At 67.2% G+C, this 22,894-nt stretch carries 18 protein-coding genes, 1 tRNA gene and 1 other RNA gene; 8 read left to right on the top strand and 12 right to left on the bottom strand.

Annotated features, from left to right (window positions below):
- Positions 1 to 116: 116 nt before the first annotated feature.
- Positions 117 to 599: a hypothetical protein gene (locus tag FHT08_RS11820; protein ID WP_166775167.1), complete on the bottom strand. Its 483-nt coding sequence runs from the start codon at positions 597 to 599 to the stop codon at positions 117 to 119.
- A 157-nt stretch (positions 600 to 756) separates the two neighbouring features.
- Here FHT08_RS11820 and FHT08_RS11815 point away from each other — a divergent pair, with 157 nt between their 5' ends.
- The 3 genes from FHT08_RS11815 to FHT08_RS11805 all read left to right on the top strand — a co-directional run bounded on the left by FHT08_RS11815 (position 757) and on the right by FHT08_RS11805 (position 2,818).
- Complete coding sequence (locus tag FHT08_RS11815; RefSeq protein ID WP_166775166.1) at positions 757 to 1,716, top strand: pyridoxal-phosphate dependent enzyme; 960 nt, start codon at positions 757 to 759, stop codon at positions 1,714 to 1,716.
- A complete protein-coding gene (locus FHT08_RS11810; RefSeq protein WP_047126243.1) occupies positions 1,701 to 2,318 on the top strand; it encodes a YdcF family protein in 618 nt (205 codons plus the stop codon). Before FHT08_RS11815 ends, FHT08_RS11810 begins: the two co-directional genes overlap by 16 nt.
- Before the next feature lie 80 nt (positions 2,319 to 2,398).
- Entirely contained in the window at positions 2,399 to 2,818 is a 420-nt protein-coding gene (locus tag FHT08_RS11805; protein ID WP_166775165.1) for a nuclear transport factor 2 family protein, read from the top strand.
- A 102-nt stretch (positions 2,819 to 2,920) separates the two neighbouring features.
- On the opposite strand, the gene lpxO is transcribed toward FHT08_RS11805, so the two are convergent.
- Positions 2,921 to 3,826, bottom strand: a complete 906-nt coding sequence (gene lpxO, locus FHT08_RS11800) for a lipid A hydroxylase LpxO (protein ID WP_104598001.1) — start codon at positions 3,824 to 3,826, stop codon at positions 2,921 to 2,923.
- Between the two features lie 101 nt (positions 3,827 to 3,927).
- Here lpxO and FHT08_RS11795 point away from each other — a divergent pair.
- Positions 3,928 to 4,003: non-coding RNA, sX9 sRNA (locus tag FHT08_RS11795), on the top strand.
- A 169-nt stretch (positions 4,004 to 4,172) separates the two neighbouring features.
- On the opposite strand, the gene bioC is transcribed toward FHT08_RS11795, so the two are convergent.
- The 5 genes from bioC to bioB form a co-directional block, all read right to left on the bottom strand.
- Positions 4,173 to 5,057, bottom strand: coding sequence for a malonyl-ACP O-methyltransferase BioC (gene bioC, locus FHT08_RS11790; protein WP_104606934.1), 885 nt, complete (start codon positions 5,055 to 5,057; stop codon positions 4,173 to 4,175).
- A 204-nt stretch (positions 5,058 to 5,261) separates the two neighbouring features.
- Positions 5,262 to 6,044 (bottom strand): SDR family oxidoreductase, encoded by a 783-nt coding sequence (locus FHT08_RS11785; RefSeq protein ID WP_104606940.1) that lies wholly within the window; start codon positions 6,042 to 6,044, stop codon positions 5,262 to 5,264.
- A 43-nt stretch (positions 6,045 to 6,087) separates the two neighbouring features.
- Positions 6,088 to 6,849, bottom strand: coding sequence for a pimeloyl-ACP methyl ester esterase BioH (bioH, locus tag FHT08_RS11780; protein ID WP_166775164.1), 762 nt, complete (start codon positions 6,847 to 6,849; stop codon positions 6,088 to 6,090).
- Positions 6,850 to 7,086: 237 nt separating this feature from the next.
- Entirely contained in the window at positions 7,087 to 8,292 is a 1,206-nt protein-coding gene (gene bioF / locus FHT08_RS11775) for an 8-amino-7-oxononanoate synthase (RefSeq protein ID WP_166775163.1), read from the bottom strand.
- A 97-nt stretch (positions 8,293 to 8,389) separates the two neighbouring features.
- Positions 8,390 to 9,424: a biotin synthase BioB gene (gene bioB / locus FHT08_RS11770; protein WP_104538756.1), complete on the bottom strand. Its 1,035-nt coding sequence runs from the start codon at positions 9,422 to 9,424 to the stop codon at positions 8,390 to 8,392.
- Positions 9,425 to 9,473: 49 nt separating this feature from the next.
- Between bioB and FHT08_RS11765 the strand changes: the two genes are divergently transcribed.
- On the top strand, positions 9,474 to 10,199 hold the full coding sequence (locus FHT08_RS11765; RefSeq protein ID WP_208408972.1) for a ComF family protein: 726 nt from the start codon (positions 9,474 to 9,476) through the stop codon (positions 10,197 to 10,199).
- Between the two features lie 115 nt (positions 10,200 to 10,314).
- Here the strand turns inward: FHT08_RS11765 and ubiA are convergent, their stop codons facing one another.
- Positions 10,315 to 11,220, bottom strand: coding sequence for a 4-hydroxybenzoate octaprenyltransferase (gene ubiA / locus FHT08_RS11760; RefSeq protein WP_166775161.1), 906 nt, complete (start codon positions 11,218 to 11,220; stop codon positions 10,315 to 10,317).
- Between the two features lie 233 nt (positions 11,221 to 11,453).
- Here ubiA and FHT08_RS11755 point away from each other — a divergent pair.
- Positions 11,454 to 11,530, top strand: a tRNA-Arg gene (locus FHT08_RS11755).
- Between the two features lie 164 nt (positions 11,531 to 11,694).
- Here the strand turns inward: FHT08_RS11755 and FHT08_RS11750 are convergent.
- On the bottom strand, positions 11,695 to 12,036 hold the full coding sequence (locus FHT08_RS11750) for an HPF/RaiA family ribosome-associated protein (protein WP_104538753.1): 342 nt from the start codon (positions 12,034 to 12,036) through the stop codon (positions 11,695 to 11,697).
- 268 nt (positions 12,037 to 12,304) lie between these two features.
- On the opposite strand from FHT08_RS11750, the gene FHT08_RS11745 reads away from it, so the two are divergent.
- On the top strand, positions 12,305 to 14,812 hold the full coding sequence (locus FHT08_RS11745) for a DUF3772 domain-containing protein (RefSeq protein ID WP_208408971.1): 2,508 nt from the start codon (positions 12,305 to 12,307) through the stop codon (positions 14,810 to 14,812).
- A 683-nt stretch (positions 14,813 to 15,495) separates the two neighbouring features.
- On the opposite strand, the gene FHT08_RS11740 is transcribed toward FHT08_RS11745, so the two are convergent.
- Together FHT08_RS11740 and FHT08_RS11735 are read right to left on the bottom strand one after the other, a co-directional pair.
- Positions 15,496 to 17,604: a phosphoglycerol transferase I gene (locus FHT08_RS11740; protein ID WP_102596527.1), complete on the bottom strand. Its 2,109-nt coding sequence runs from the start codon at positions 17,602 to 17,604 to the stop codon at positions 15,496 to 15,498.
- 374 nt (positions 17,605 to 17,978) lie between these two features.
- Positions 17,979 to 19,703 carry an AarF/UbiB family protein gene (locus tag FHT08_RS11735; RefSeq protein WP_104538749.1) on the bottom strand — a complete coding sequence of 575 codons (1,725 nt, stop codon included), beginning with the start codon at positions 19,701 to 19,703 and terminating at the stop codon, positions 17,979 to 17,981.
- Between the two features lie 240 nt (positions 19,704 to 19,943).
- Between FHT08_RS11735 and FHT08_RS11730 the strand changes: the two genes are divergently transcribed.
- A complete protein-coding gene (locus tag FHT08_RS11730; protein WP_104538748.1) occupies positions 19,944 to 20,885 on the top strand; it encodes a DUF808 domain-containing protein in 942 nt (313 codons plus the stop codon).
- Between the two features lie 160 nt (positions 20,886 to 21,045).
- On the opposite strand, the gene FHT08_RS11725 is transcribed toward FHT08_RS11730, so the two are convergent.
- Positions 21,046 to 22,674, bottom strand: a complete 1,629-nt coding sequence (locus FHT08_RS11725) for a GGDEF domain-containing protein (RefSeq protein ID WP_104538747.1) — start codon at positions 22,672 to 22,674, stop codon at positions 21,046 to 21,048.
- Positions 22,675 to 22,894 lie beyond the last annotated feature (220 nt).

Here is a 22,894-nt window from a genome sequence, read left to right as displayed (position 1 = left end):
GGGCCAGGTCAAAACATGACGTGGCGGGTCACACAGAGCACCTAGCTTGCGACCAAGTGCCGGCTGAACGCAAGCCCTCAACATCGCCATTTGTGGGCCACGTCGCAGTCAGCAACTCAGGGGGTCTGCTCACGCGTGCTGCGGGGCGCAGTCTGCCGCTGAATCTCCCGGATCACCCGCGGCGGCGCACCGATGCGGGGAGGCGGCCGCGAAGGCGGCGCACCGGTCGCCGGTGGACGATTGGGCTGCTGCGGGCGTGGCCCGTTGGGACGAGGCCCGTTTGGACGCGCGCCGTTGTTGAACGATCCGTTTGGACGTGGCGGCCGGTACTGCGGGCGTCGATCGTTCTGGCGATAGTAATAGCCGCCACCGCCGCGGTAGACCGGATACACCGGGTAGTCGTAGAGCCCGATCGAACCGGCGCCATAAGGATTGCCGTACGGGTTGCCGTAGAAATACGGGGAGTATCCCGGCGGGTAGCGATACTGCACCGCAGGCGCGCCGCGGTAATAGCCGCCCGACCCAGCGCCGGTGTAGTCGTACGTTGCGCAGCCGCCCAGGGCCAACAGCCCGGCGGCGAAGATCAGACGGAATTTCATGGATGGTGCCCTCCTGCAACCATGGTGCCACTTTCGAGCCGATGCATTGAATCGGTCCTTAACTGTGCCGCAATGTGGTGCTTCTGCATCGATCCAGCATGCGCGGGCCATGCGCGGACAGCCGTGAAGGTGGAGGCGATACGTTAATCTTGCAGGCATGATCGAGACGGCCCCTCTTGCCCATTCCGACGTGCTGCAAGCCGCTGCGCGCATCGCGCCGCAGTGCGCGCAGACACCGGTGCTCACCTCGCACAGCCTGGACGCCCTCTGCGGTGCGCAGCTGTTCTTCAAGGCCGAACACCTGCAGCGCAGCGGCGCATTCAAGTTCCGTGGTGCCTGCAACGCGGTGTGGGCGTTGCCGGCAGAGCTGGCCGCGCGCGGCGTGGTCACCCATTCGTCCGGCAATCACGGCGCCGCACTGGCGCTTGCCGCGCACACGCGCGGGATCGGCTGCCACGTGGTGGTGCCCGAAGGCGCGGTGGCCGCCAAGCTGGCCAATATTTCCCGTCACGGTGCCACGCTGTGGCGCTGCGCGCCCACCATCGCGGCGCGCGAGCAGATGTGTGCCGCAGTCCAGGCCAGCAGCGGTGCGACGCTGGTGCATCCGTATACCGACCCGGCGGTGATCGCCGGGCAGGGCACCGCCGCGCTGGAGCTGCTGCAGCAGAGCGGCGGGCTGGATGTGCTGGTGGTACCGGTCGGCGGCGGCGGGCTGGCCGCCGGTACTGCGCTGGCGCTGCAATCGGCGCCGGGCTGCGCGCTGGTGCTGGCCGAGCCGAGCGGGGCGGCCGATACGGCGCGCTCGTTGGCGGCCGGCGAGCGCCTGGTCGACTTCGTGCCAGACACGCTCTGCGACGGCCTGCGCGGCACTCTGGGTGCACCGAATTTCGCGCTGTTGCAAGCCGCCGGCGCGCAGGTGATCACCGTGGACGATGCGGCGGTGGTGCAGGCGATGCGGCTGATCTGGCAGGTGCTCAAACAGGTGGTGGAACCGTCCTCGGCGATTGCGCTGGCAGCGGTGCTGGCCGACCCGGCGCGCTTTGCCGGGCGGCGGGTCGGGCTGATCCTGTCCGGCGGCAATGTCGATCTGGATGCGCTGCCTTGGGCTGCTGCGTGAGCAGGCGGTCGCGCGGGATCGGTCTGTGGGGCTGGTGCTGGCGGCTGTGCATGCTGACCCTGATCTGGCTGGTGGGCGTGGCCGGCTGGATCGTCTGGGTCGGCGATCGCGACCAGGCCGCGCCGGCCGACGTGATCATCGTGCTGGGCGCGGCGGCCTACGATGCGCGCCCTTCGCCGGTGTTCGAAGAGCGCATCCGGCATGCGCTGGACCTGTACACGCAGGGCTACGCGCCGCGGCTGCTGTTCACCGGCGGCTTCGGCAACGGTGCGCGCTTTGCCGAGTCGCAGGTGGCGCGGCGCTATGCGCTACGCCACGGCATACCGCCGGAGGCGATCGTGATCGAGACGGTCTCGCGCACCACCCGGCAGAATCTGCAACAGGCACGTGCGCTGATGGACCGGCACGGCATGCACCGGGCGATCATCGTCAGCGACCCGTTGCACATGGCGCGCGCGCTGCGGCTGAGCGAAGAGCTGGGGGTGGACGCGCTGGCCTCCTCCACGCCCAGCACGCGCTTTCGCAGTTTCCACACCAGCTGGCGCTTCCTGCTGCAGGAGGTCTATTACTTCCATCGCGACCTGGTGGTGCAGGGCGCCTGACGCCGGGTATGCCGCATGGCAGGCGTGTTGAAGCGCAAGACGCGTTCTATGATGCGGCTTTCCCAGCGGCAGGTTCGAGCATGAGCGAGCGCAATCGGCAACACGCCACCGGCCTGGTCCAGGCCTATTACGCGGCATTCAACCGCGGCGATTGGGACGCCATGCTGGCGTTCCTGGCCGACGACGTCGCGCACGACCTCAACCAGGGGCCGCGCGAGATCGGCCGGGCGGAATTTGCCGCCTTCCTGCAGCGCATGAACGACAGCTACCGCGAGCAGCTGCGCGACATCGTGGTTACCGCCAACGATGACGGCACGCGGGTCGGTGCCGAGTACGTGGTGCATGGGGTCTACCACACCACCGACGAAGGCCTGCCGGAGGCCAACGGGCAGACCTATGTGCTGCCGGGCGGTGCGTTCTTCGATGTGCGCGACGGCAAGCTCACCCGCGTCACCAACTACTACAACCTGCAGGAATGGATCGCGCAGGTGTCGCGCTGAGCGCATCGACCGGCACGGCGTAGGAGCGCACCCGGGCGCGATGAGGCGTTACCGGCAATGCCTGGTCGCGCCCGGGTGCGCTCCTACGTGGTTGGTTGGGGATTACAGCAACACGATCCCGACCACCACCAGGATGAAGATGCCCCACTTGAGCGTCTGGTACAGCGGGTTGTTGCGTTCCTTCAGCGCCTTGGCCTTCAGGCGGGCGGCATAGAAATAGCGGAACACGCGGTTGATGCCGCCGGTCTTGTCGCCTTCCTGATTGGGCGAGGCACCGGCCGAGAGCAGGCTGCGGCCGACGAAGCGGTTCACCGCCGCGGCCCAGCGCCAGCGCATCGGGCGCTCGATGTCGCAGAACAGGATGATGCGGTCCTGGTCGGTGTCGTTGCGTGCGTAGTGGATGTAGGTCTCGTCGAACATCGTCCACTCGCCATCGCGCCAGCTGTGGCGCTGCCCGTCGACGTCGATGAAGCAGCGGTCGTCGTTGGGCGTGGCCAGCCCCAGGTGCAGGCGCATGGACCCGGCGAACGGGTCGCGGTGCGGGCGCAGTTCGCTGCCCGGCGGCAACTCGGCGAACATCGCGGCCTTGACCGTGGGGATGGACTTCAGCAACGCGGTGGTCTGCGGGCACAGTTCGGACGCCGACGGGTGCGCGGTGCCGTACCACTTCAGATAGAAGCGCTTCCAGCCGCGGCGGAAGAACGAGTTGAAGCCGATGTCGGTATAGCCATCGGCGGCGCGGATCTTCTGCATCTGCTGCAGGGCCACCGCTTCATCACGGATCAGCGACCAGTTGGCGCGCAACGGTGCCAGCTCCGGGAATTCCTTGCCGGGATCGATGAACGGTGTGGTCGGCACCCGCGAACACAGATACATCAGCGTGTTGATCGGTGCCATGAAGGTGGAATGGTCCAGCAGCTGCCGGCTGAGCCGGTGCCGCACGCGACCGCGGTAATGGATGTACAACGCCGATGCGATGAACAGCGCGATGATGAGCCACTTCAACATTGGGAAAGCCGATTGGGGGACGGGGGCCGAAAACCTTAAGAGCGGCTATCAAAACGACAATGCAGCAGCCGGGCGGGGCGCTGCCGGTGCTCTGAACCTGCATGTACCACGCGTACATGCAGGTTCTTGCGCGCCGTCTGCAGCCACCTGACGGCTGCGCGCTGCGTTTTGCTAGCCACGCCGGTTCAGGCGTCGAAAAGACAAGCCGCAACAGGAACATGCGGCCGTTGACTGCTGAATTCTACCGGGTGTCAGGACCGAGCCTGACAGGTCAGCATTGGTGTCGTCGCAAAACTGTGTGTCTCGCCAGCAACCGCTGCGTTGCTGGCCCCGATCTGCACCGCGGCTAGTCGATGCGGCGGCGGATCGGGATCGAGGCCACCGGGACGCTGGCGACATCGTGTCCCTGCTCGCGGATGGGCGCGCCCGGCGCCGGTGCCCAGGCGTGGGCATAGATCACTTCCCAGGAGCTGGGCAAGGTGCCGTCCGGCCGCCGCAAGGGCTCGTAGGCGGCGCTGGCGGCGGCAAAGCGGCCGCGTCCGGTCAGGGTGGCGCGGCGATTGCTGAGTGCGTTGGTGGCGCCCATCGCGCGCAGCTCGCGCATCAACGCAGGCAGGTCGCTATAGGTCAGCGTGAACAGGTCGCGGTCCAGCACCGGGTCGCGGAAGCCGGACATCAGCAAGGCATCGCCGAACTGGGCAATCGGCGGAAAGCGGCTGACATGCGGGGCCGGGTCGGCCTGGGCGAAGGCCTCGCGCAACTCGATCAGCGTCTCCGGGCCGAAGGTGGAGCACAGCAACAAGCCGCCCGGCCGCAGCGCGCGGCGGAAACCGGCGAACACCGCCGGCAGGTCTTCCACCCACTGCAGGCACAGGTTGCTGAAGATCACATCCACGCTGCCGTCGGCCACCGGCAAGGCGCGTGCATCGGCGCAGACCTGTGCGAACGGCTTCCACCAGCCCGCCGCTTTGCGCGCCTGGCGCAGCATCGGCATGGCCTGGTCCAGCGCGATCACCTGCGCCTTGGGCCAGCGCTTCTTGATTGTGCCGCTGGCATGGCCGGGGCCGGCGCCGACATCCAGCACCACCTTGGGCACCTGCTCGCCCAGGTAGTCGAGCGATTCGAGCAGGCGCGCTTGCGCTTCGCGCTGCAGCGCGGCGGCGGCGGCATAGCTGCTGGCGGCACGCGCAAAGGCGCGCCGGACGTGGCGGGGGTCGAAGGTACTGGTCATGAGCGGCGCTATTGTCGCCTGTGGCCGGGGCGGAGGGAATCGCTATGGGGTGCGGCCTGGCAATCGGTCTGGAGAGTCCTGCAAGCGGTCGGTCTGCCGGCGACTGCGCGGCAACCGGCAATGGGTTTCGACGCACCGGATGGTGGCCGAAAACGAACGCGCGGCCGCCGCAGTCGCCACCGCCCGCGGCGTGGCTGATGCGCGCTAGAACGTGCCGGGATAGCTGCCGCCGTCGATCAGCAGGTTCTGCCCGGTGATGTAGCCGGCCTGCGCGCTGCACAGGAACGCGCAGGCCGCGCCGAATTCGTCCGGCTCGCCGAAGCGTGCGGCCGGAATGCCCGCACGCTTGCGCTCGGCGACGTCTTCGGCATTGCTGCCTAGCTGTTGCGCAATCGCCGCGAAGTTGCCGCGCAGGCGGTCGGTAGCGAACTGGCCGGGCAGCAGATTGTTGATGGTGACGTTGTCGGCCACCGTGCTGCGCGCCAGCCCGGCGACGAAGCCGGTGAGGCCGGCGCGCGCGCCATTGGACAGGCCCAGGATGTCGATCGGCGCCTTCACCGCACTGGAGGTGATGTTGACGATGCGGCCGAAGCGCCGTGCGCGCATCGCATCGACGCTGGCGCGTATCAGTTCGATCGGCGCCAGCATGTTGGCGTCCAGTGCACGCAGCCAGTCGTCGCGTTCCCACTGGCGAAAATCGCCGGGCGGCGGGCCACCGGCATTGTTGATGAGGATATCCACCTGCGGGCAGGCGGCGAGCGCATCGCTGCGTCCCTGAGGGGTGGCGATATCGGCCACCACGCTGCGCACTTCGCCGGCGCCCGGCAGTGCGCGCAATGCATCGGCGGATTGCTCCAGGGCATCGCGGCCGCGCGCGACGATCACCACGTTGACGCCTTCGCTGGCCAGTGCGCGTGCGCAGCCCAGCCCCAAGCCTTTGCTGGCGGCGCACACCAGTGCCCAGCGCCCGGCGATTCCCAGATCCATGCGTGTGTCCTCGATCAGCGATGCCGCATGATCGACGATCCGCTCACGGCACGGACGCAACGAAGCGTTGCAGCGCCTCGGCGACCTGATCGGCATGGCCAAGAAACGGTGCGTGCCCGCCACCGGTAATGGACAGTGCCTGCGCGTGCGGCGCCAGCGCGGCGGCGGCGTGCATGCCGGCCGCCGGTACCAGCCGGTCGCGCTGGCCGGCAATCCATAGGCTGGGACGGGCGAGTTGCGGCAGTGCGCGGCGCAGGTCGCTGCGTTCCAGCAGGCGCAGGCCTTTCTGCAACGCCTCGGCAGCCGGTTCGCCACGCGCCACCAGCGTCTCGCGCAGGCTGCGCAACTCGCTGCGGGCATGCGCCGAGCCCAGCGTATCCAGCGCCAGAAACCGCTCCAGCGTGCCGCGATAGTCGCGTGCCAGGTCCTGGCCGAATTGCACGAACACCTCGCGCTCGACCGCGTCCGGCCAAGCGTGGCCACGCACGAAACGCGGCGTGGCCGCGATCATCGCCAGCCCGCGTACCTTGGGCTGGGTGGCCGCGGCATGCAGCGCGAACAGCCCGCCCAATGACCAGCCGACCCACACCGCCGGCGGCGTGGCGGCGGCGATGCCGGCGACCACGTCCGGCAGCGCCAGCGGCGTACTGTCGCCACGGCTGAAACCGTGCCCGGGCAGATCCACCAGATGCAGTTGATACCGCGCGGCCAGGCGTTCCACCAACGGCGCAAACACGCCGCCGTGCAACGCCCAACCGTGCAGAAGAACCAGCGCAGGCCCGTGGCCGATGACATCGATATGCATGCGGGGATTGTCGCTGATTGTCGCTGTCTGGCGCAGGGGTCGGCGCGTGCGGCGCGAGGTGTGCTGCGTCAGCATGCGCCTGCGCGTGGCGTTGATCTGCGCTGCGCACCAGGCCCGTTACGGGCCTGCATGGCCGTGCCAACCCAGCGATCCGGCGACATCAACGACGCGTACGCTGCCACCTCGAACATCGACTGCGGCGGCGTGTTTACTGCGCAACCGTCTTGATCGTGGCCCTCAAGCAGACGCACGCAGCGGCTGCCGGCTGACCACATCGCGCGCCTGCACGATGGCCTCGATCAAGGCCTGCACCTGCTGCGGCGTATGCAATGCCGACAAGGTCACACGCAGGCGTGCTTTGCCTTCGGGCACGGTGGGCGGGCGGATCGCGCCGACCAGAAAACCGGCCTGTTCCAGCGCGGCGGACATCGCCATCACCGTGGCTTCTTCGCCACACAGCAGGGGCTGGATCGGTGTATCGGAGGCCATCAGTTCGAAGCCATGCCGGCGTGCGCCATCGCGGAAACTGCCGATCGACTCGACCAGTTTGGCGCGCCGCCAATCGTCGCGACGCGCCAGGCGCACGGCCGCCAGGGTCGCAGCGACCTGCGCCGGCGGCAACGCGGTGGTGTAGATGTAGGGACGCGCGGTTTCGGCCAGGTGGCGCACCAGCGCTGCATCGCCGACCACCACCGCGCCATAGCCGCCGAGCGCCTTGCCCAGGGTCACCAACTGCAGCGGCACTTCGGCTACGCCCAGTCCGGCATCGGCAACGCAGCCGCGCCCCTGCGGGCCGAGCGTGCCCACGCCATGGGCGTCGTCGACATAGAACAGCGCCTGCTGCATGCGCGCCACCAGGCTCAGCGCACGCAGCGGCGCGACATCGCCATCCATGCTGAAGACGCCGTCGCTGGCCAGCATCGCCGCACCCTCGGGTGAGCCCTTGAGTTGACGCATCGCGCCTTCCACGTCCAAGTGCGGATAACGGCGCAGCCGGCAGCCGGCCAGGCGCGTGGCATCGAGCAGGCTGGCGTGGTTGAGCCGGTCCTGCACGCAGACATCGTCGTCCTCGCTGAGCAAGGCCTGCTGCACCGCCAGGTTGGCGATGAAGCCGCTGCCGAACAGCAGCGCCGACGGATAGCCGAGCCAGTCGGCGATCTCGCGCTCCAGCGTCTCGTGCGCGGTGTGGTGGCCGCAGATCAGATGCGAGGCGGTGGCGCCGGCGCCATCGCGCGCGGCGGCATCCTGCAACGCGGCGACCACTTCGAACTGTTGCGACAGGCCCAGATAATCGTTGGAGCAGAAACCGGTCAGCCAGCGGCCGTCGACTTCCAGCCGCACGCCATCGCGACGCCCCACCAGCCGCCGCACCCGCACCCGTTCCTGGGCCACACGCAATGTGCGCAGCGACGAAATCCGTTCGTGAAGATCGGGGCGAGCCATGGGAGCGTTCAACGACAGAAAGGGCCGTTAGCGTAGCCTGCCGCGCTTGGCGCGCCCAGCCGGCACCGACGATCGGTGCCGGGCGCTCGATTCGCGGTTAGGCAGCGTGCTCGCAGGCCGTGTTGCGGGTGATCTCCGCATGCACGGTGCCGGGGTGGTCGTGGTCGGCAGCGTCGACGGTGATCTGCATCGGGCGCAGGCCCAGGCGCTGGAACAGGGCCTGATCGCGTTCGGTGTCCGGGTTGCCGGTGGTGAGCAGTTTTTCGCCGTAGAAGATCGAGTTGGCACCGGCCAGGAAGCACAGCGCCTGCAGTTCGTCGCTCATCGCTTCGCGGCCGGCGGACAGGCGCACCATCGAATGCGGCATCGTGATGCGGGCGACCGCGATCATGCGCACGAATTCGAACGGATCCAGTTGCTGGGTGCCGTGCAGCGGGGTGCCGGCAACCTGGACCAGCTGGTTGATCGGGACCGAATCCGGATGCGCCGGCAGCGTAGCCAGCGCCAGCAGCAGGCCGATGCGGTGCTCGCGCGTTTCGCCCATGCCGACGATGCCGCCGCAGCAGGTCTTCAGCCCGACATCGCGCACGTGCTCCAGCGTGTTCAGGCGGTCCTGATACTGGCGGGTGTGGATGATCGAGTCGTAGTAATCCGGCGCGGTGTCCAGATTGTGGTTGTAGTAGTCCAGCCCGGCGTCCTTGAGCGCGCGCGCCTGGCCGGCGTCGAGCATGCCGAGCGTGGCGCAGGTTTCCAGGCCCATCGCCTTGACCTCGCGGATCATCGCGGCAACCTTGGGAATGTCGCGCTCCTTGGGCGAGCGCCAGGCCGCGCCCATGCAGAAGCGCGAGGCGCCGGCGGCCTTGGCCTGGCGTGCCTTGGCGACGACTTCTTCGGTCTCCATCAGCTTCTGCGCCGTCACCCCGGTGTCGTAGCGCTGCGCCTGCGGGCAGTACGCGCAGTCTTCCGGGCAGCCACCGGTCTTGACCGACAGCAGCGTGGAGACTTGCACCTGCGCCGGATCGAAATGGGCGCGGTGCACGCTGGCGGCGCGGTGCAGCAGCTCCGGAAACGGCAGATCGAACAGCGCCTGCAGCTCTTTGCGATCCCAGTCATGGCGTACGACAACAGACATCGGGGTTTCCTGACAGTCAGCGGCTTGGAAGCCAGGCAGTCTGGTGAGCATGGGAGAAGCTGTCAACTTCGATGGGGTGCGTTCGGTTTACAGGTGGCCGCACCGGGTGTTGCGGCTGCTGCTGCCGAGCAGGTGCCTGGTGTGCGCGGAAGCAGGCAGCGCCGATTGCGATCTGTGCCCGTCGTGTCGCGCCGCGTTGCCGGATCACCGGCACGCCTGCCGGTGTTGCGCAATGCAGTTGGATTCCTTCGATGACGCGCTGCTGTGCGGGCAGTGCCTGCAACATCCGCCACCGCTGCAGTGCGTGCATGCGTGTTTCACCTATCGCTGGCCGGTGGATGGCTTGCTGCGGCGTTTCAAGTTTCAGCAGGATCTGGCTGCCGGGCGTTTGCTCAGCGAGTTGATGACCAGACGTTGTGCAGGCCTGCCGCGTCCGCAGGCGCTGGTGCCGGTGAGTCTGCACCGGCAGCGCTTGCGCCAGCGCGGCTACGACCAGGCGCTTGAGCTGGCCAAACCGCTGGGCCATGCGCTGCGCTTGCCCTGCCTGCCGTTGTTGCGCCGCGTGCGTGCGACTGCGCCGCAATCGGAGCTGGATGCGGCCGAGCGCCAGCGCAATCTGCGCGACGCCTTCATCGCGCGGGGCGCATTGCCGGCGCATGTGGCGTTGGTGGACGACGTGATGACGACTGGCGCCACGCTGCATGCGGCCGCGCAGGCATTGCGGCGCGCGGGGGTGCACCGGGTGGATGCGTGGGTGTGCGCGCGGGTGCCGTGAGGTTGGGTGGGCTACGGAGTGTGAGCTGCACCATGGGGCTTCGCCCGTACCCTCACCCCAACCCCTCTCCCGCCGGGAGAGGGGCTTAAACCGGGGCGATTTACCTGCCTGCGCGTTAGCGCACCGCCAGGGCCGCGGCAATGCCGACGAAGATCGCCAGGCCGACCCAGTTGTTGTGCAGGAAGGCGCGGAAGCAGGGGCCGCGTTCGCGATGGCGGGCGAGGCGGAACTCGTAGGCCACCAGCAGCACGGCAATGCCCAGTCCCGCCCAGTACGCGGTGCCGAGACCGGCGCGCAGGCCGACCAGTGCCAGCACCGCAACCATCGCTGCATACAGCAGGCCCTGCGCGATCAGGTCGAACCTGCCGAACAGGATGGCGGTGGACTTGCTTCCCATGCGGATGTCGTCCTCGCGGTCGACCATGGCGTACCAGGTGTCGTAGGCCGTCGCCCAGAGGATGTTGGCCGCGTACAGCAGCCAGCCCAGCAATGGCACGCTGCCCTGCACCGCGGCGAAGGCCATGGGAATGCCCCAGCCGAAGGCCATGCCCAGATAGACCTGGGGCAGGTGGGTGTGGCGTTTGAGATAGGGATAGCTGGCGGCCAGGAACACACCCGGCACGCTCAAGGCCACGGTCAGCCAGTTGAGCGTGAGCACCAGCGCAAATGCCACCAGCATCAGCGCCACGAACACCCACAGCGCCTCGCGTCCGGACACCGCGCCGGTGGCCAGCGGACGCGACTTGGTGCGCTCCACATGCGGGTCCAGCCAGCGGTCGGCATAGTCGTTGATCACGCAGCCGGCCGAGCGGGTCAGCCAGACCCCGGCGGTGAACACGAACAGCGTCCACAGCGGCGGCAGGCCACCGGCGGCCAGCCACAATGCCCACCAGGTAGGCCATAGCAGTAACAGGCTGCCGATCGGACGATCGCCGCGGACCAACGTCCAGTACTGCCCCAGTCGCTGCGGCCAGGTCAGCGCGGGCGCTGTCGGCAGCTGTTCAACACCATGCTTGCTCATGCTGCAAAGGGTAGCAGCGCGGCTCGGCTGCGGTCATGCGCTGGTCGATGATCGAGCCAGGCATCGCCCGGCCTGTCAGGCGGCTCTACGACGTCGTGCCATGCTGGCCTGTACGAACGCTGGATCCGGGTTGAGCCCGGCTCGGCGGCCCGGTGGTGCCCAACAGCCGCTCGGCAGGCCCGCAATGCGGCTGTCACGCGCGCGGCGGCGGTTCTGGCATAATGCCCGACCAGGCGCTCGTAGCTCAGCCGGATAGAGTAGTGGCTTCCGAAGCCATTGGTCGGGGGTTCGAATCCCTCCGGGCGCACCAGATCAAGACACATCGGCCCGCTGCAGTGACACTGCAGCGGGCCGATGGCATTTCTGGATCAGGGTCTGGACGCCGGCTCGCGCATCGACACGTCGTTGCACTGCGATGCCACCCGGTGCATCGGTTGGCGGGGAGCGCCTGGCGCCACCCTGCCAAGGCGCGGATCAGAGCATTTCCGGCGGCGGTGTGGTGGCCTTGGCGTGCTGCTTGCCGCGCGCGTGTTCGATGGCGGTGCGCAACTTGCGCGCGGCGCCGGTGACCGCCGAGGCGGTGGTGTCGGCGCTATTGGTGGCCGCGATCGGCGGCAGGCCGGCGACGTGCGCCTCGATGCTGCAGGTTCGATCCGCCGCGCCGCCGCGTTGGCCGTTTTCATCGCGCAAATGCACCTCGACGCGGGTGATGTCGTTGGCGAAATGCGCCAGCTGGGCGGAGCAGGTCTTCTCGACATGCTGCACGACGGAGGGGTCATGCGGCACGTGCTTGTCGGTCTGGATCTGAATCTGCATAGAGTGTCTCCTTCGCGGTCATCCGCTGCGTCTGTCGTAGCGGTGACTCGATTCTGCGACAGCGCACCGTTGCCGCAAGGTGACAAGCTGCACCGCGTTCATGCGCAGGTCGGGATGTCCGGCAGGCATGCCCACTGCAACGGCCGGCACTGCAGGTTGGATCGCGGAAAAACCTCCAATCGCACGGTGGCAATCGTTCCTGGCGAGCTTTGCCAGGCTGAACCCTCGCGGCAGCTTCGATCTGCCTGGCTGGAAGCAGTGGCTTAAGATGCCCGCACCGCGCTGGTTTGCGCCTGTCCGATGTCTGCCTGTGTCTAAATACCGAGTTGCCCCGGGTGCCCATCGCGGCGTACTGCAGCGTGTGCTGTTGCTGGTCGCGTTGTGGATGGTGTGCGTGGGCGCCGCCGTGGCGCAGGACGACGACACGCTGCTGGAGAACGCACAGACTCAGCTCGACAGCATGCAGAAGGTGTTGTCCCAGGCCGACGCGGGCATGGAGCAGGCCGATACCGAGCAGCTCGGCAAGCTGACCGACGATGTCGCCGGCGCGCAGCGACAGGCGCAGGATCTGGTCCGCACGCTGGAGCAACCGCTCAAAGATCTCAACGGGCGACTGGAGGGGCTCGGTGTCGCGGCGCAGAACGAACCGGCCGACCTGGCAAAACAGCGCAGGGCGCTGATCAAGGAGCGCGATCAGCTCAATGCCGAGTTCATCCGGGCCACGCTGCTGGTCTCCAATGCCAAGGACCTGGCCGACCGGCTCGAACGCGAGCGCGTGCAACGCTTCAGCGTGAAGCTTTCCACGCGGGTGGCCTCGCCGTTGTCGCCGACCTTGTGGAATCAGATCGGGCAGCAATGGCCAGACGATCGTGCGCGCCTGCGGGCGTTGTCCGACAAGACGGTGCAGATGCTGCAGGCAGGCGTCGCAACCAACGGCGTGGGCGGGCTGATCACCAGTGCCGTGGTGGCATTGCTGCTGGCACTCCCGCTGCGCATCTTCCTGCGCCACCTGGGGCGTCGCTATGCGGCCTCGCGTGCGCCGGGTGGACGCCTGCGACGCTCGGGGCTGGCACTGTGGTTTCTGCTGGTCGGCACGCTGAGCCTGGGGGTTGCGGCATTCGTGCTGGTCGAAGGTATCCGCGCGCTCGGCGAGCTGCCCGACGATCTGGACCAACTGCTGACCGGATTTATCGCCGTCAGTGTGGTGGCTGCCTTCGTCGGTTCGCTCAGTGCCAGCCTGTTGATGAAACACCAGCCCAGCTGGCGCCTGTTCCCGCTGGACGATGCCACCGTCGACCGCCTGCGCGTGCATTGCCTGGCCACCGCGGCAGTGATCTGGTTCAGCGGCATGGCGATGAAGGTCAACGAGGTGGCCGGCAGCAGTCCCGCGTTGATCACCGCCACCGATGCACTGGCCGCGTTGCTGTACGCAGGGTTGATCCTGTCGGCGCTGGCCGGGCTGAGTCTGTCCTTGCGCGCGCATGCAGCAAATGCCGGGGTGGCCGATCCGGACGGCGACGCGCCGCCGCCGGTGGTCTCGCGCGGTGGCGGCTTCATCGTGCTGATCCGCCTGTTGGGCCATCTGGCCGTGATCTTCGCGCTGATCGCGGCCTTGTTCGGCTATCTCAATCTGGCGTTGTTCGTGGAGCGGCAGATCATCTGGATCACCCTGGTGTGCAGTCTGCTCGGCGTGTTGGTCGTCTTTGCCGACGATCTGATGACCTGGCTGTTCAAGCCGGACGGACGCTTCAGCCGGGCGTTGTCGCATGCGCTCAGCATCGGCAGCGGACGCCTGGTGCAGCTCGGGCTGCTGATATCGGCGGCGACCCGGGTGCTGCTGGTGCTGCTGGGCATCGCGGTGCTGCTGACGCCGTATGGCGCCAACATCAGCGTGGTCACCGACTGGGCGGAGAACATCGCCCATGGCATCACCATCGGCAAGGAGCTGGTGATCACCCCGGGCGATGTGTTCAGGGCGTTGTGCGTGTTCCTGCTCGGCATGGGGCTGGTGCACGTGGTGCAGCAGTGGTTGCTCAACACCTATCTGCCCAAGACCGAGCTCGATGACGGTGCGCGCAATTCCATCAGTACGGTGGCGCGCTATCTGGGCTGGCTGATCGTGGTGGTGTGGGGCCTGACCGCATTGGGCCTGGATCTGAAGCGGCTTGCGCTGGTGCTGAGCGCGCTGTCGGTGGGTATCGGTTTCGGTCTGCAGGCGATCACGCAAAACTTCGTGTCGGGCCTGATCCTGCTGGCCGAGCGGCCGGTGAAGATCGGCGACTGGGTACGCATCGGCGACCAGGAAGGCGACGTGCGCAAGATCAGCGTGCGTGCGACCGAGATCCAGGTCGGCGACCGCTCCACGCTGATTGTGCCCAACTCGGAACTGATCACCAAGAGCGTGCGCAACATGACCCTGTCCAACCCGATGGGGCGGGTGCAGCTGCAGTTCTCGGTGCCGCTGGAAACCGATGTGGCAAAGGTACGCGACATGCTGCTGGAGCTGTTCGCTGAGCACACCAAGGTGCTGGCCGATCCTGCCCCCTCGGTGTTCATCGATTCGCTGGCCGGCGGGCACGTCAATTTCAATTCGTTCGCCTATGTGCGCAGCCCGCGCGATTCGTACGGGGTGCGCAGCGAGCTGTTCTTTGCGCTGTTGCAGCGGATGGAAACGGTGGGCATTGCGTTGCAATCGCCGCAGGAAATCCGCTTCAGCCGTGCAGGTGCTGCGGTGGCGCGCGATCCAGCCGATGGCACACCTGCATCGGAAGATTGAGTCGGCGCGTGGATGCCGTGCGCTGGAAAGGGCGCTGCAGTGGGGCTTCGGATCTGCCGCGCTACAACTGAGTTATCCGAACCGTCCAACCGTTCCAAACAACCGGGATTTCGAGTGTTGGCGTTGTTTAGATACGGTCAAACGCTTAGGTCAAAAGCGTGGTTGGTCGAGCGTGCGGTGCCCTCACCGTTTGCGGGACACGCCGTGAATCCGTCCGTGGAGGCTCCGTGGCGGCATCCATGCCGCCAAGGGTCCCGCAAGCGGTAAGGACACCGCACCAGAAAGTCGCTCGGCTGCCTTTTTGAAAGCGTGTTGCCCGGTTTGCATGGCACTAGGCAGATGAGAGATTTGTAGCCGCGTGTTGAAACCTGTTTCTGCTTGGTTTTCGACGAGACGCCGGTCGGACGCACAGTGATCCGAACAACGCACGTCCTGCTTTGCTTGCGCCATGCACACCGACCATCCCGACAGGTCCTTGCCCGCCCGCCGTCGCGGGACCTTACGCGGCATGGATGCCGCGTAAGAGCCTACACGGACGTACTTGCGGCGTGTCCCGCGATGGTGGGCGGGCGGGGACCCGGCAGCCAGGCCACAGATCGCACGCTTCGACGTTGCTCTTGGGCTTTGCCTTTGCCTTTGCCTCATCCAAATCGCCCGGCCTAGGACCCGAATGGCGGCCAGACTCAGGAGCGATCGGCGACCTGGGTCTGCTTCACCAGGGCCAGGTCGTCCACGCTGACGTCTTCGGTGTAGTCCAGCCAGGCGCGGATTTCCAGATCGTCCACCGCATGTTCCAGGCCCACCGGCATGCGGATGCGACCGGCCGCATCCGGCACCACCCATTGCTGGGCCAGCACCACCTTGCGCTCCGACGAGACTGCCTCCACCCAGAAGGCACGGGTGGGCCGACGCTTGGCGTACAGCTCCAGCATGTAACGCCCGGCCTCGGTCTTGCGCGCGGCCTGGGTGAGCATGATCGGCTGGCGCACGCGTGGACGCGGGCCTTGCTGGCTGGCCTCCAGCGGCGCGTCCACAGCGATGCCGCGGGTCAGGTCCGGGTCGCGGTACAGCTTCATGCTCTGGTGGCGGTCGACCACCAGCGCGCACCAGTCGCCATCGGCCGAGCCGTCCTCGAACGCCGTGCAGCGATCCACATACGCCAGCGTGCCCTCGGTGCGGGTGCGGTCGAACTGGCGCGAGGTGTTTTCAAGATAGACGGTTTTGAGATTGGTGTCGTCGTCGTATTCCAGCAACACCGGCGGGCGCACCTGCTGCACGCCCACCACCACATCGCCATTGCCGTTGATGCGCAGCATGCGGGTGCTGCGCCCGGTCCATAGCGTGCGTGCGTAAGCGAGATAGCGCGGGTAGTCCTTGCCGCTGTCGCGGCTGGCCGCAATGCTGGCGCTGGGGGACGCATCGCGGGCCAGCAGCGAGCGGCCGAAGCCCAGCGTGCGCATGCCCGGCTCCAGCAACTGCAACAGCGTCGCCCCCGAATCCAGCGTGCTGCCGGCGCGCGTGACCACTTGCTGCGGGGCGATGTCCTTGCCCAGGAACAGCAGCAGGTTCTCGCGTTTCTGCTTGGCCAGCACATCGCTGAGATCATTGGGCATGGCCAGGTGATCGGAGGCGATCACGATGATGGTGTTCTTGCCATAACGGCTGTTGCGAATGCGCGCGACCAGCTCGCCGATCAGCCGGTCGCTGCACTTGATCGCATGCAGCAAACCGATATCGCCCAACGCGCTGTCGTAGTGCTGGCCCTTGCACGCCAGCGGCAGGTGTCCGGCAGGATGGTGGGTGTCCATGGTCAGCGTGGTGAGCATGAACGGCTGGCCGGCGCGCGACAGCGTCTGGAAGCTGTCCCAGGCATCGTCCAGCAGCACATCGTCGTGCACGCCCCAGGCGGAAAAGTGTTTTGGCGCCACGCCCTTGTCGCGGAAGTAGCCGACGTCGTGCACCACATCAAAACCATGGCTGGACAGGAAACTGCCCTTGCCGGCAAAGCTGGCATCGGCGCCACCGACATAGTGATTGCGGTAGCCCTGGTCCTTGAGATAGTCGCCCAGGCAGCGCGCTTCCGGCAGGAACAGGCCCATGCGGCCCATGCTGTTCTCATCGCCGGGCGCGGTGGTCAGCGGCACGCCGCACATCGAGGCGACCATGCCGGCGATGGTCCAGCCGCTGCCCTCGGTGGAGGTGAGGTTGCGCACGTCCACCGCCTCGCCGGCCAGCGCGCGCAGGTTCGGCATCAGGCCGGGAAACACGTCTTCGTCGAAATAGGTGCGTTCCAGACTCTCGCCGTAGATCCACACGATGTTCTTGCGCTTCTGCAGGGGCTGCTGCGGCACCAGATATTCCGGTACCACGGTGGCGTAATCCACCGGGCGCAACTGGTAGTACAGGCGTTTGCCATCGCGGTACAAGGGGCTGACTGCAATGCTCACCAGCAACATCGCCACGAAGCCGCCGAACACCGCGTTGCCTCCACGTGGGCGACGAAAACGTTGCACCCTGAGCAATACCAGCGGGCTGAGCGACAGCAGCACCATGCCGATAAACACGGCGATATAGCCGGAGAAATCGCTGACGCCGGCACCGTCCATGTCCGCGCGCAGGTGATACAGCGTGGCAGCATTGATGCCGTCGCCGCTGAGCCGATCCACCAGGCCCCAGGCACTGAGCAACAGCAGCAGCAACGACAACAGACCGGCCTTCAGCCACGCCAGACGCGGCGAGGCGACCAATAGCCAAAGCAGGAGCAACAGCGAAAACAGCAACATCCAATGCATGCGGCAGCGTCCGTGGGGGAATGATGCGAGCGCGTACCGGACGCCTTGCCCGCCATGTCCTGTGCGCCACACTCAATGTGACGCCCGGATGACAGACTATGCCGCGTTGAAGCTGACTGAAATGTTTGTTGGCGTCGAGCGTTTGCCGCAACGCGTGCGCTCACGATCGCCTGGTCGCGGTGGCGATCGACGGAGGCGGGCGGCATCTGCATTCCGCACCTGGCGCGCTTCTCGCACATGGGCGACGTCGCGATAACGCCACATCGCCCGATCCACTTTGACAGCCTGACGCGGCGGTTTCGGCGGGCGACGCCGCATGAAGCCATGTCGCGCCCGGGTGCGCTCCTACGCGGAGGTGTGGTTTGTGTGTAGCGCTATCGATGCCCGCGTTCTTCGCGCGCACGTACACGGCGGTCGAACAGCAGGGCGCTGAGCACGATGCCCAGGCCCAACACGACACCGAGCAGGAACAGCAGCATCGCGATCGCCGGATAGCCCCACAGCTTCAAGCCGGTTTCGATACGCATCATCTGCGCCGAGGCCATGATCAGCGCCGCAGTCACGATGCCGGCCGCCACGCGGTTGGCGATCTTCTGCAGGCTTTCCATCAGATGCGATTCTTCCAGCCCGGTGACGCGCATCTGCAGGCGGTTCTCCGCCGCCAGCGACAGGATCTCGGACATGCGGCGCGGTCCTTCGCGCACCAGATGCTGCAGTTCCATCGCCTCGCTGGCCAGATTGGCGGCCGACAGCGACTTTTTCAGGCGCGCGCGCATCACATGCTGCAGGTGGCGCTCGACGATGCGGCGCGTGTCCAGGTGTGGCGACAGCGTGCGGCACACGCCTTCCAGGTTCAACAGGGTCTTGCCGAGCAGGCTCAGCTCCGGCGGCGTGCGCAGGCCGTTGGCGGTGGCGATGCGCACCAGATCCAGCACCACGCGACCCTCGGAGGTGGTGTCGTGCGCGGCGTACCGGGCGATCATCTGCCCGGTTTCGCGCTGATAGCGGTCTTCGTCGTAATCCTCCAGGCGTGTGCTGAGCGCGATGGTCTCTTCGGCGACTTCCTCGCCACGGCCATCGACGGCGGCGAACAGCAGCTTGAGCAGACGCTCGCGCAGGCGCGGCGGCACGTGCGCCACCATGCCCAGGTCGAAGATCGCCAGGCGCCCGTCCTGCAGCACCCGCAGGTTGCCCGGATGCGGGTCGGCATGGATCTCGCCATGCACGAACATCTGGTCCAGGTAGCCCTTGACCAGTTCTGCGGCCAGCTTGTCCATCGGCTGTTCGGTGCGGCGCAGGCCGGAGATCTTGTCCACGCGCACGCCCTCGGCCAGCTGCATGGTCAGTACCTTGCGGCTGCTCAGGTCCCACACCGGTTGCGGAATCCACAACAGCGCAAACGGCTTGAGATGCTTGCCGAAGCGCACCAGCGTCTCGGCCTCGTCTTCGTAATTGAGTTCAGCGCGCAGGGTCTTGCCGAATTCGCCCAGCCAGTCGGCAAAGCGCACGCGCCGGCCGATGCCGGTGAGGCGGTCGGCGGCGGTGGCAAAGCTCTTGAGCACGTCCAGGTCCGAGCGTACCTGGGCGGCAACTTCGGGCTTTTGCACCTTGATCGCCACCGGGGTGCCGTCGCGCAAGGCGGCGCGGTGCACCTGCGCCAGCGAGGCGCAGCCCAGCGGCACCGGATCGAAGAACGAAAACGCCTTGTTGACCGACACCCCGAGTTCTTCTTCGATGATCTGGCGGATGCGCTCCACCGGCACCGAACTGGTGTTCTCCTGCATGCGCTCCAGTGCCGTGGCGAACTCCGGCGGCACGATGTCCGGGCGCGTGGACAGCATCTGGCCGAGCTTGACGAAGGTGGGGCCGAGCGCTTCCAGGTCGGAGACGAACTGGTCGGGCGTGCCTTCGGCGGGCACTTCGTATTCGTTGATCGCGGCCGGATCCAGGTTCATGCCGGCAAACACGCCCGACCCGCGATACCGCAGCAACAGGCGCAGGATCTGCGTGCGACGGCTCATGCCGCCCACCACGCCGGTGTCGGCCGGGATCGCGGCCGGGGCCGGTGTGCGGTACGGGTCGTTCGGACTCAAGGCCATCTCCGGCGGTCGTGCAAGAGCGCGAGTGTGGCCAGCGGCGGGTCGTCAGGCGGTGAATCCAGGCATGTGGCCATGGCGCAGGGGTGTGCGGCGCGAGGTCAGCGGGCATGGCCGGTGCGTGCGGCCGGCGGGGGTCGGCATCACGCCTCGCCGGTCGGCAATGGCCTGCAACGGTCTGCCATTACTCCATACGGGTGCAGGATCGGCGAGAATCCACTGCCACCCACGAAGGATCTCCGCATGGCCGGTGCCAGCCTGTTCACCCTGCTCGACGACATCGCCACGCTGCTGGACGACGTTTCCATCCTGACCAAGGTCGCGGCCAAGAAGACCGCCGGCGTCCTTGGCGACGACCTGGCGCTCAACGCGCAGCAGGTCACCGGTGTCACCGCCGACCGCGAGCTGCCGGTGGTGTGGGCAGTGGCCAAGGGCTCGCTGATGAACAAGGTGATCCTGGTGCCGGCGGCGCTGGCGATCAGCGCCCTGGAGGCCTGGCTGCGCGGGCGCGGCTACAACATCCCGCTGGTGATGCCGCTGATGATGATCGGCGGTGCCTATCTGTGCTTCGAGGGCGTGGAGAAGCTGGCGCACAAGTTCCTGCACGACGAGGAAGACGAAGCGCAGCGGCATGCCGAGCGCACCCGCGCGTTGGCCGACCAGAATGTGGACGTGGTGGCGCTGGAAAAGGACAAGGTCAAGGGCGCCATCCGCACCGATTTCATCCTGTCGGCGGAGATCATCGTGCTGTCGCTGGGCGTGGTGGCCGGGGTCTCGTTCGGGCAGCAGGTCGCGGTGCTGGTGGCGATCGCGCTGGCGATGACCATCGGCGTGTATGGCCTGGTCGCGGCCATCGTCAAGCTGGACGACCTGGGCCTGTACCTGACCAAGAAGGGCGCAGCGTTGGCTGCGCTGGGTCGCGGCATCCTGGTGGCCGCCCCGTGGCTGATGAAGTTCCTGTCGGTGGCCGGCACGCTGGCGATGTTCCTGGTCGGCGGCGGCATCCTGGTGCACAACATCCCGGCGCTGCATCACATCGTGCAGGACCTTGCCAAGTCGGCCGGCAGCCTGGGCTGGTTGGTCGATGCACTGGGCAACATGCTGGTCGGCGTGATTGCCGGTGCGATCGTGCTGGGCGCGGTGATGCTGTTCCAGAAGCTGCGCGGGAAGCCGGCGGCGCACTGACGCCGTAATGCGGCGGGCCGGGAGAGCACCTGGCTGCCGCACTGCAGCGGCTGGTCGTGATCGGGGCCCGGCAAGGCAATCGAAGAACCTCCGGCGCATCTGGGTTGTGCGCCGGGTGCCTGGTCCGACCGATCGACGCTGCAGACCGGGGTGTGCGGGGCTAATCCGCGCTGATCACCCGATTCTTGCCGGCAGCCTTGGCCTCGTACATGGCGCGGTCGGCACGGCGGATCACATCGTCCTGGGCTTCGTCGAGATGGCGCAGCGCCACGCCGCCGCTGAAGCTGACGAACACGCGCACGTCGTCGTGCAGCAACGAGCGTTGGGCCAGGGCGCGCTGCAGGCGGATCACCGCCGCGCTGGCTTCGAAGATGGTGGAGTCCGGCAACAGCAGCACGAACTCCTCGCCGCCGAAGCGGGCGATGGCATCGGTGGTGCGCAGCACCGACCTGGCCACGTCCACGGTGTGGCGCAGCGCGGCGTCGCCGCCGGCGTGGCCGTGGGTCTCGTTGAGACGGCGGAAGTCGTCCAGATCCAGCATCGCCACGCACAGCGGTTGCCCGCCGCGCTGGGTGCGTGCGGCCTCGCGCTGGAACAGCTCTTCGAAGCCGCGCCGGTTCAGCGCGCCGGTCAGCTGGTCTTCGCGTACCAGGCCGGCCACGTCCTTGAGCTCCTGTTCGAGCAAGGCGATGCGCTGCTCGGAGTCTTCGACCTGGCGACGTGCGGCCAGCAGCTCGTCGCGCGCGGCCAGCGCCTGCGCCTGCACGCCGGCAGTGTCCTGCAACACGTCCTGCAGGAGCCGGTTGAGGTCGGGAATGCTGCGGGCATCGCCGATCGCCTGCGAATAGCCGGCAACGCGGTCGTGGTATTCGCCGGTACTGGTGGCCATGCCGTCGAGCCGCTCGACGAAGGACACCATCATCTCGCGCATCGCGGTCTTGGAGTCGGCAATGCCCTGCTTGAGCAGACCCTGTTTATAGATGACCTCGCGCAAGGTGCCGCGCGCCTGCTCGATCGAGCCGACGTCCAACGGCCCGGAGATCAGCTGGCGGACCACCGAGATCTGCCCCTGCAGCCAGCTACGATCGTCGAGCAGTTCGCCAACGTTCTCCAGCAACAGGTCGAACAAGCCGAGCAGGAGATTCTGCTGCTCGCTGGCATCTTCGGCACGTAGGCCGATCTGATGACTCAGTTCGCGCAGGCGCTGTTCCAGGGTGATCAGCTCATGGCCGGGACGCCAATGGCGCAGTGCCGAGGCCAGGGTCTGTGCTTCTTCGGCCAATTCCGGGCTGCGTTGCAGCAGCGTGGCCAATGCATTGCCCAGCGCGTGACGCAGCAGGTCGCGCAGTTGTTCGGCTTCGGTGCGTCCTTCGGCCAGCGAATCGCCGGTATCGATGGTGCGGATGTACTTGTCGATCAATTGCCGCAAGGCGCGACCGTAGCCTGGCCAGTCGCCGGCCGCATAGGCCGCGCTCAGGCGCACACCCATGTCGCCGAGTTCGCCGTGCAGGCTGGTGATGCCCTCTGCAAAGGCCAGCAGCAAGGCCTCCGGATGCGCGGCATGCGAGAACAGGCGCATCAGCAAGGCGGTGGCGGCGGCCGGGTCGTGCGCGCCGGATTTGTTCTTGGCCGGCACCAGCTGATGCGCGGCCAAGCCGTGCCCGCTGCGCTCGCTGCCGATCACGCTGGGCAGGGCGGCGGCCGGGCGTGCGCTGTCCGCGCCGCCCCAGGGCAACAGGCGGCGCAGCCCGCCACGTGGGCGGCTTGGAAGTTCAGGCTGGTCTGCCATGCGCCGGGATCTCGGAAAGTCTTGGTGCTCCCGCTGGTTATCGGCGCGCAGGCGTTGCGCTTAAGCGGTCTGGACAGGTCTGGGCTGGTCCGGCATGCCCGCCCAATGCCAGGGAGTGGGCGATGCGCGACCTGCATGCATGCCTGAACAAGTCAGGCGGGTGATGGCGGGCGCCACCGCCGTCGCCCGCTTTCGGTGCGTTTCAATAATCGCGCACCAC

Source organism: Xanthomonas sp. CFBP 8151 (assembly GCF_011761885.1).
Lineage (GTDB): Bacteria > Pseudomonadota > Gammaproteobacteria > Xanthomonadales > Xanthomonadaceae > Xanthomonas > Xanthomonas arboricola_B.
Note: the sequence above shows the minus strand (reverse complement) of the source record. Positions and strands in the feature narration are given on the sequence as shown.

Excerpts from the sequence above, each read along its gene's own strand:
- FHT08_RS11820 (WP_166775167.1), bottom strand. The coding sequence starts at position 599 with ATGAAATTCCGTCTGATCTTCGCCGCCGGGCTGTTGGCCCTGGGCGGC.
- FHT08_RS11815 (WP_166775166.1), top strand. The coding sequence starts at position 757 with ATGATCGAGACGGCCCCTCTTGCCCATTCCGACGTGCTGCAAGCCGCT.
- FHT08_RS11805 (WP_166775165.1), top strand. The coding sequence starts at position 2,399 with ATGAGCGAGCGCAATCGGCAACACGCCACCGGCCTGGTCCAGGCCTAT.
- lpxO (WP_104598001.1), bottom strand. The coding sequence starts at position 3,826 with ATGTTGAAGTGGCTCATCATCGCGCTGTTCATCGCATCGGCGTTGTAC.
- bioC (WP_104606934.1), bottom strand. The coding sequence starts at position 5,057 with ATGACCAGTACCTTCGACCCCCGCCACGTCCGGCGCGCCTTTGCGCGT.
- FHT08_RS11785 (WP_104606940.1), bottom strand. The coding sequence starts at position 6,044 with ATGGATCTGGGAATCGCCGGGCGCTGGGCACTGGTGTGCGCCGCCAGC.
- bioH (WP_166775164.1), bottom strand. The coding sequence starts at position 6,849 with ATGCATATCGATGTCATCGGCCACGGGCCTGCGCTGGTTCTTCTGCAC.
- bioF (WP_166775163.1), bottom strand. The coding sequence starts at position 8,292 with ATGGCTCGCCCCGATCTTCACGAACGGATTTCGTCGCTGCGCACATTG.
- bioB (WP_104538756.1), bottom strand. The coding sequence starts at position 9,424 with ATGTCTGTTGTCGTACGCCATGACTGGGATCGCAAAGAGCTGCAGGCG.
- FHT08_RS11765 (WP_208408972.1), top strand. The coding sequence starts at position 9,474 with ATGGGAGAAGCTGTCAACTTCGATGGGGTGCGTTCGGTTTACAGGTGG.
- ubiA (WP_166775161.1), bottom strand. The coding sequence starts at position 11,220 with ATGAGCAAGCATGGTGTTGAACAGCTGCCGACAGCGCCCGCGCTGACC.
- FHT08_RS11750 (WP_104538753.1), bottom strand. The coding sequence starts at position 12,036 with ATGCAGATTCAGATCCAGACCGACAAGCACGTGCCGCATGACCCCTCC.
- FHT08_RS11745 (WP_208408971.1), top strand. The coding sequence starts at position 12,305 with ATGCCCGCACCGCGCTGGTTTGCGCCTGTCCGATGTCTGCCTGTGTCT.
- FHT08_RS11740 (WP_102596527.1), bottom strand. The coding sequence starts at position 17,604 with ATGCATTGGATGTTGCTGTTTTCGCTGTTGCTCCTGCTTTGGCTATTG.
- FHT08_RS11735 (WP_104538749.1), bottom strand. The coding sequence starts at position 19,703 with ATGGCCTTGAGTCCGAACGACCCGTACCGCACACCGGCCCCGGCCGCG.
- FHT08_RS11730 (WP_104538748.1), top strand. The coding sequence starts at position 19,944 with ATGGCCGGTGCCAGCCTGTTCACCCTGCTCGACGACATCGCCACGCTG.
- FHT08_RS11725 (WP_104538747.1), bottom strand. The coding sequence starts at position 22,674 with ATGGCAGACCAGCCTGAACTTCCAAGCCGCCCACGTGGCGGGCTGCGC.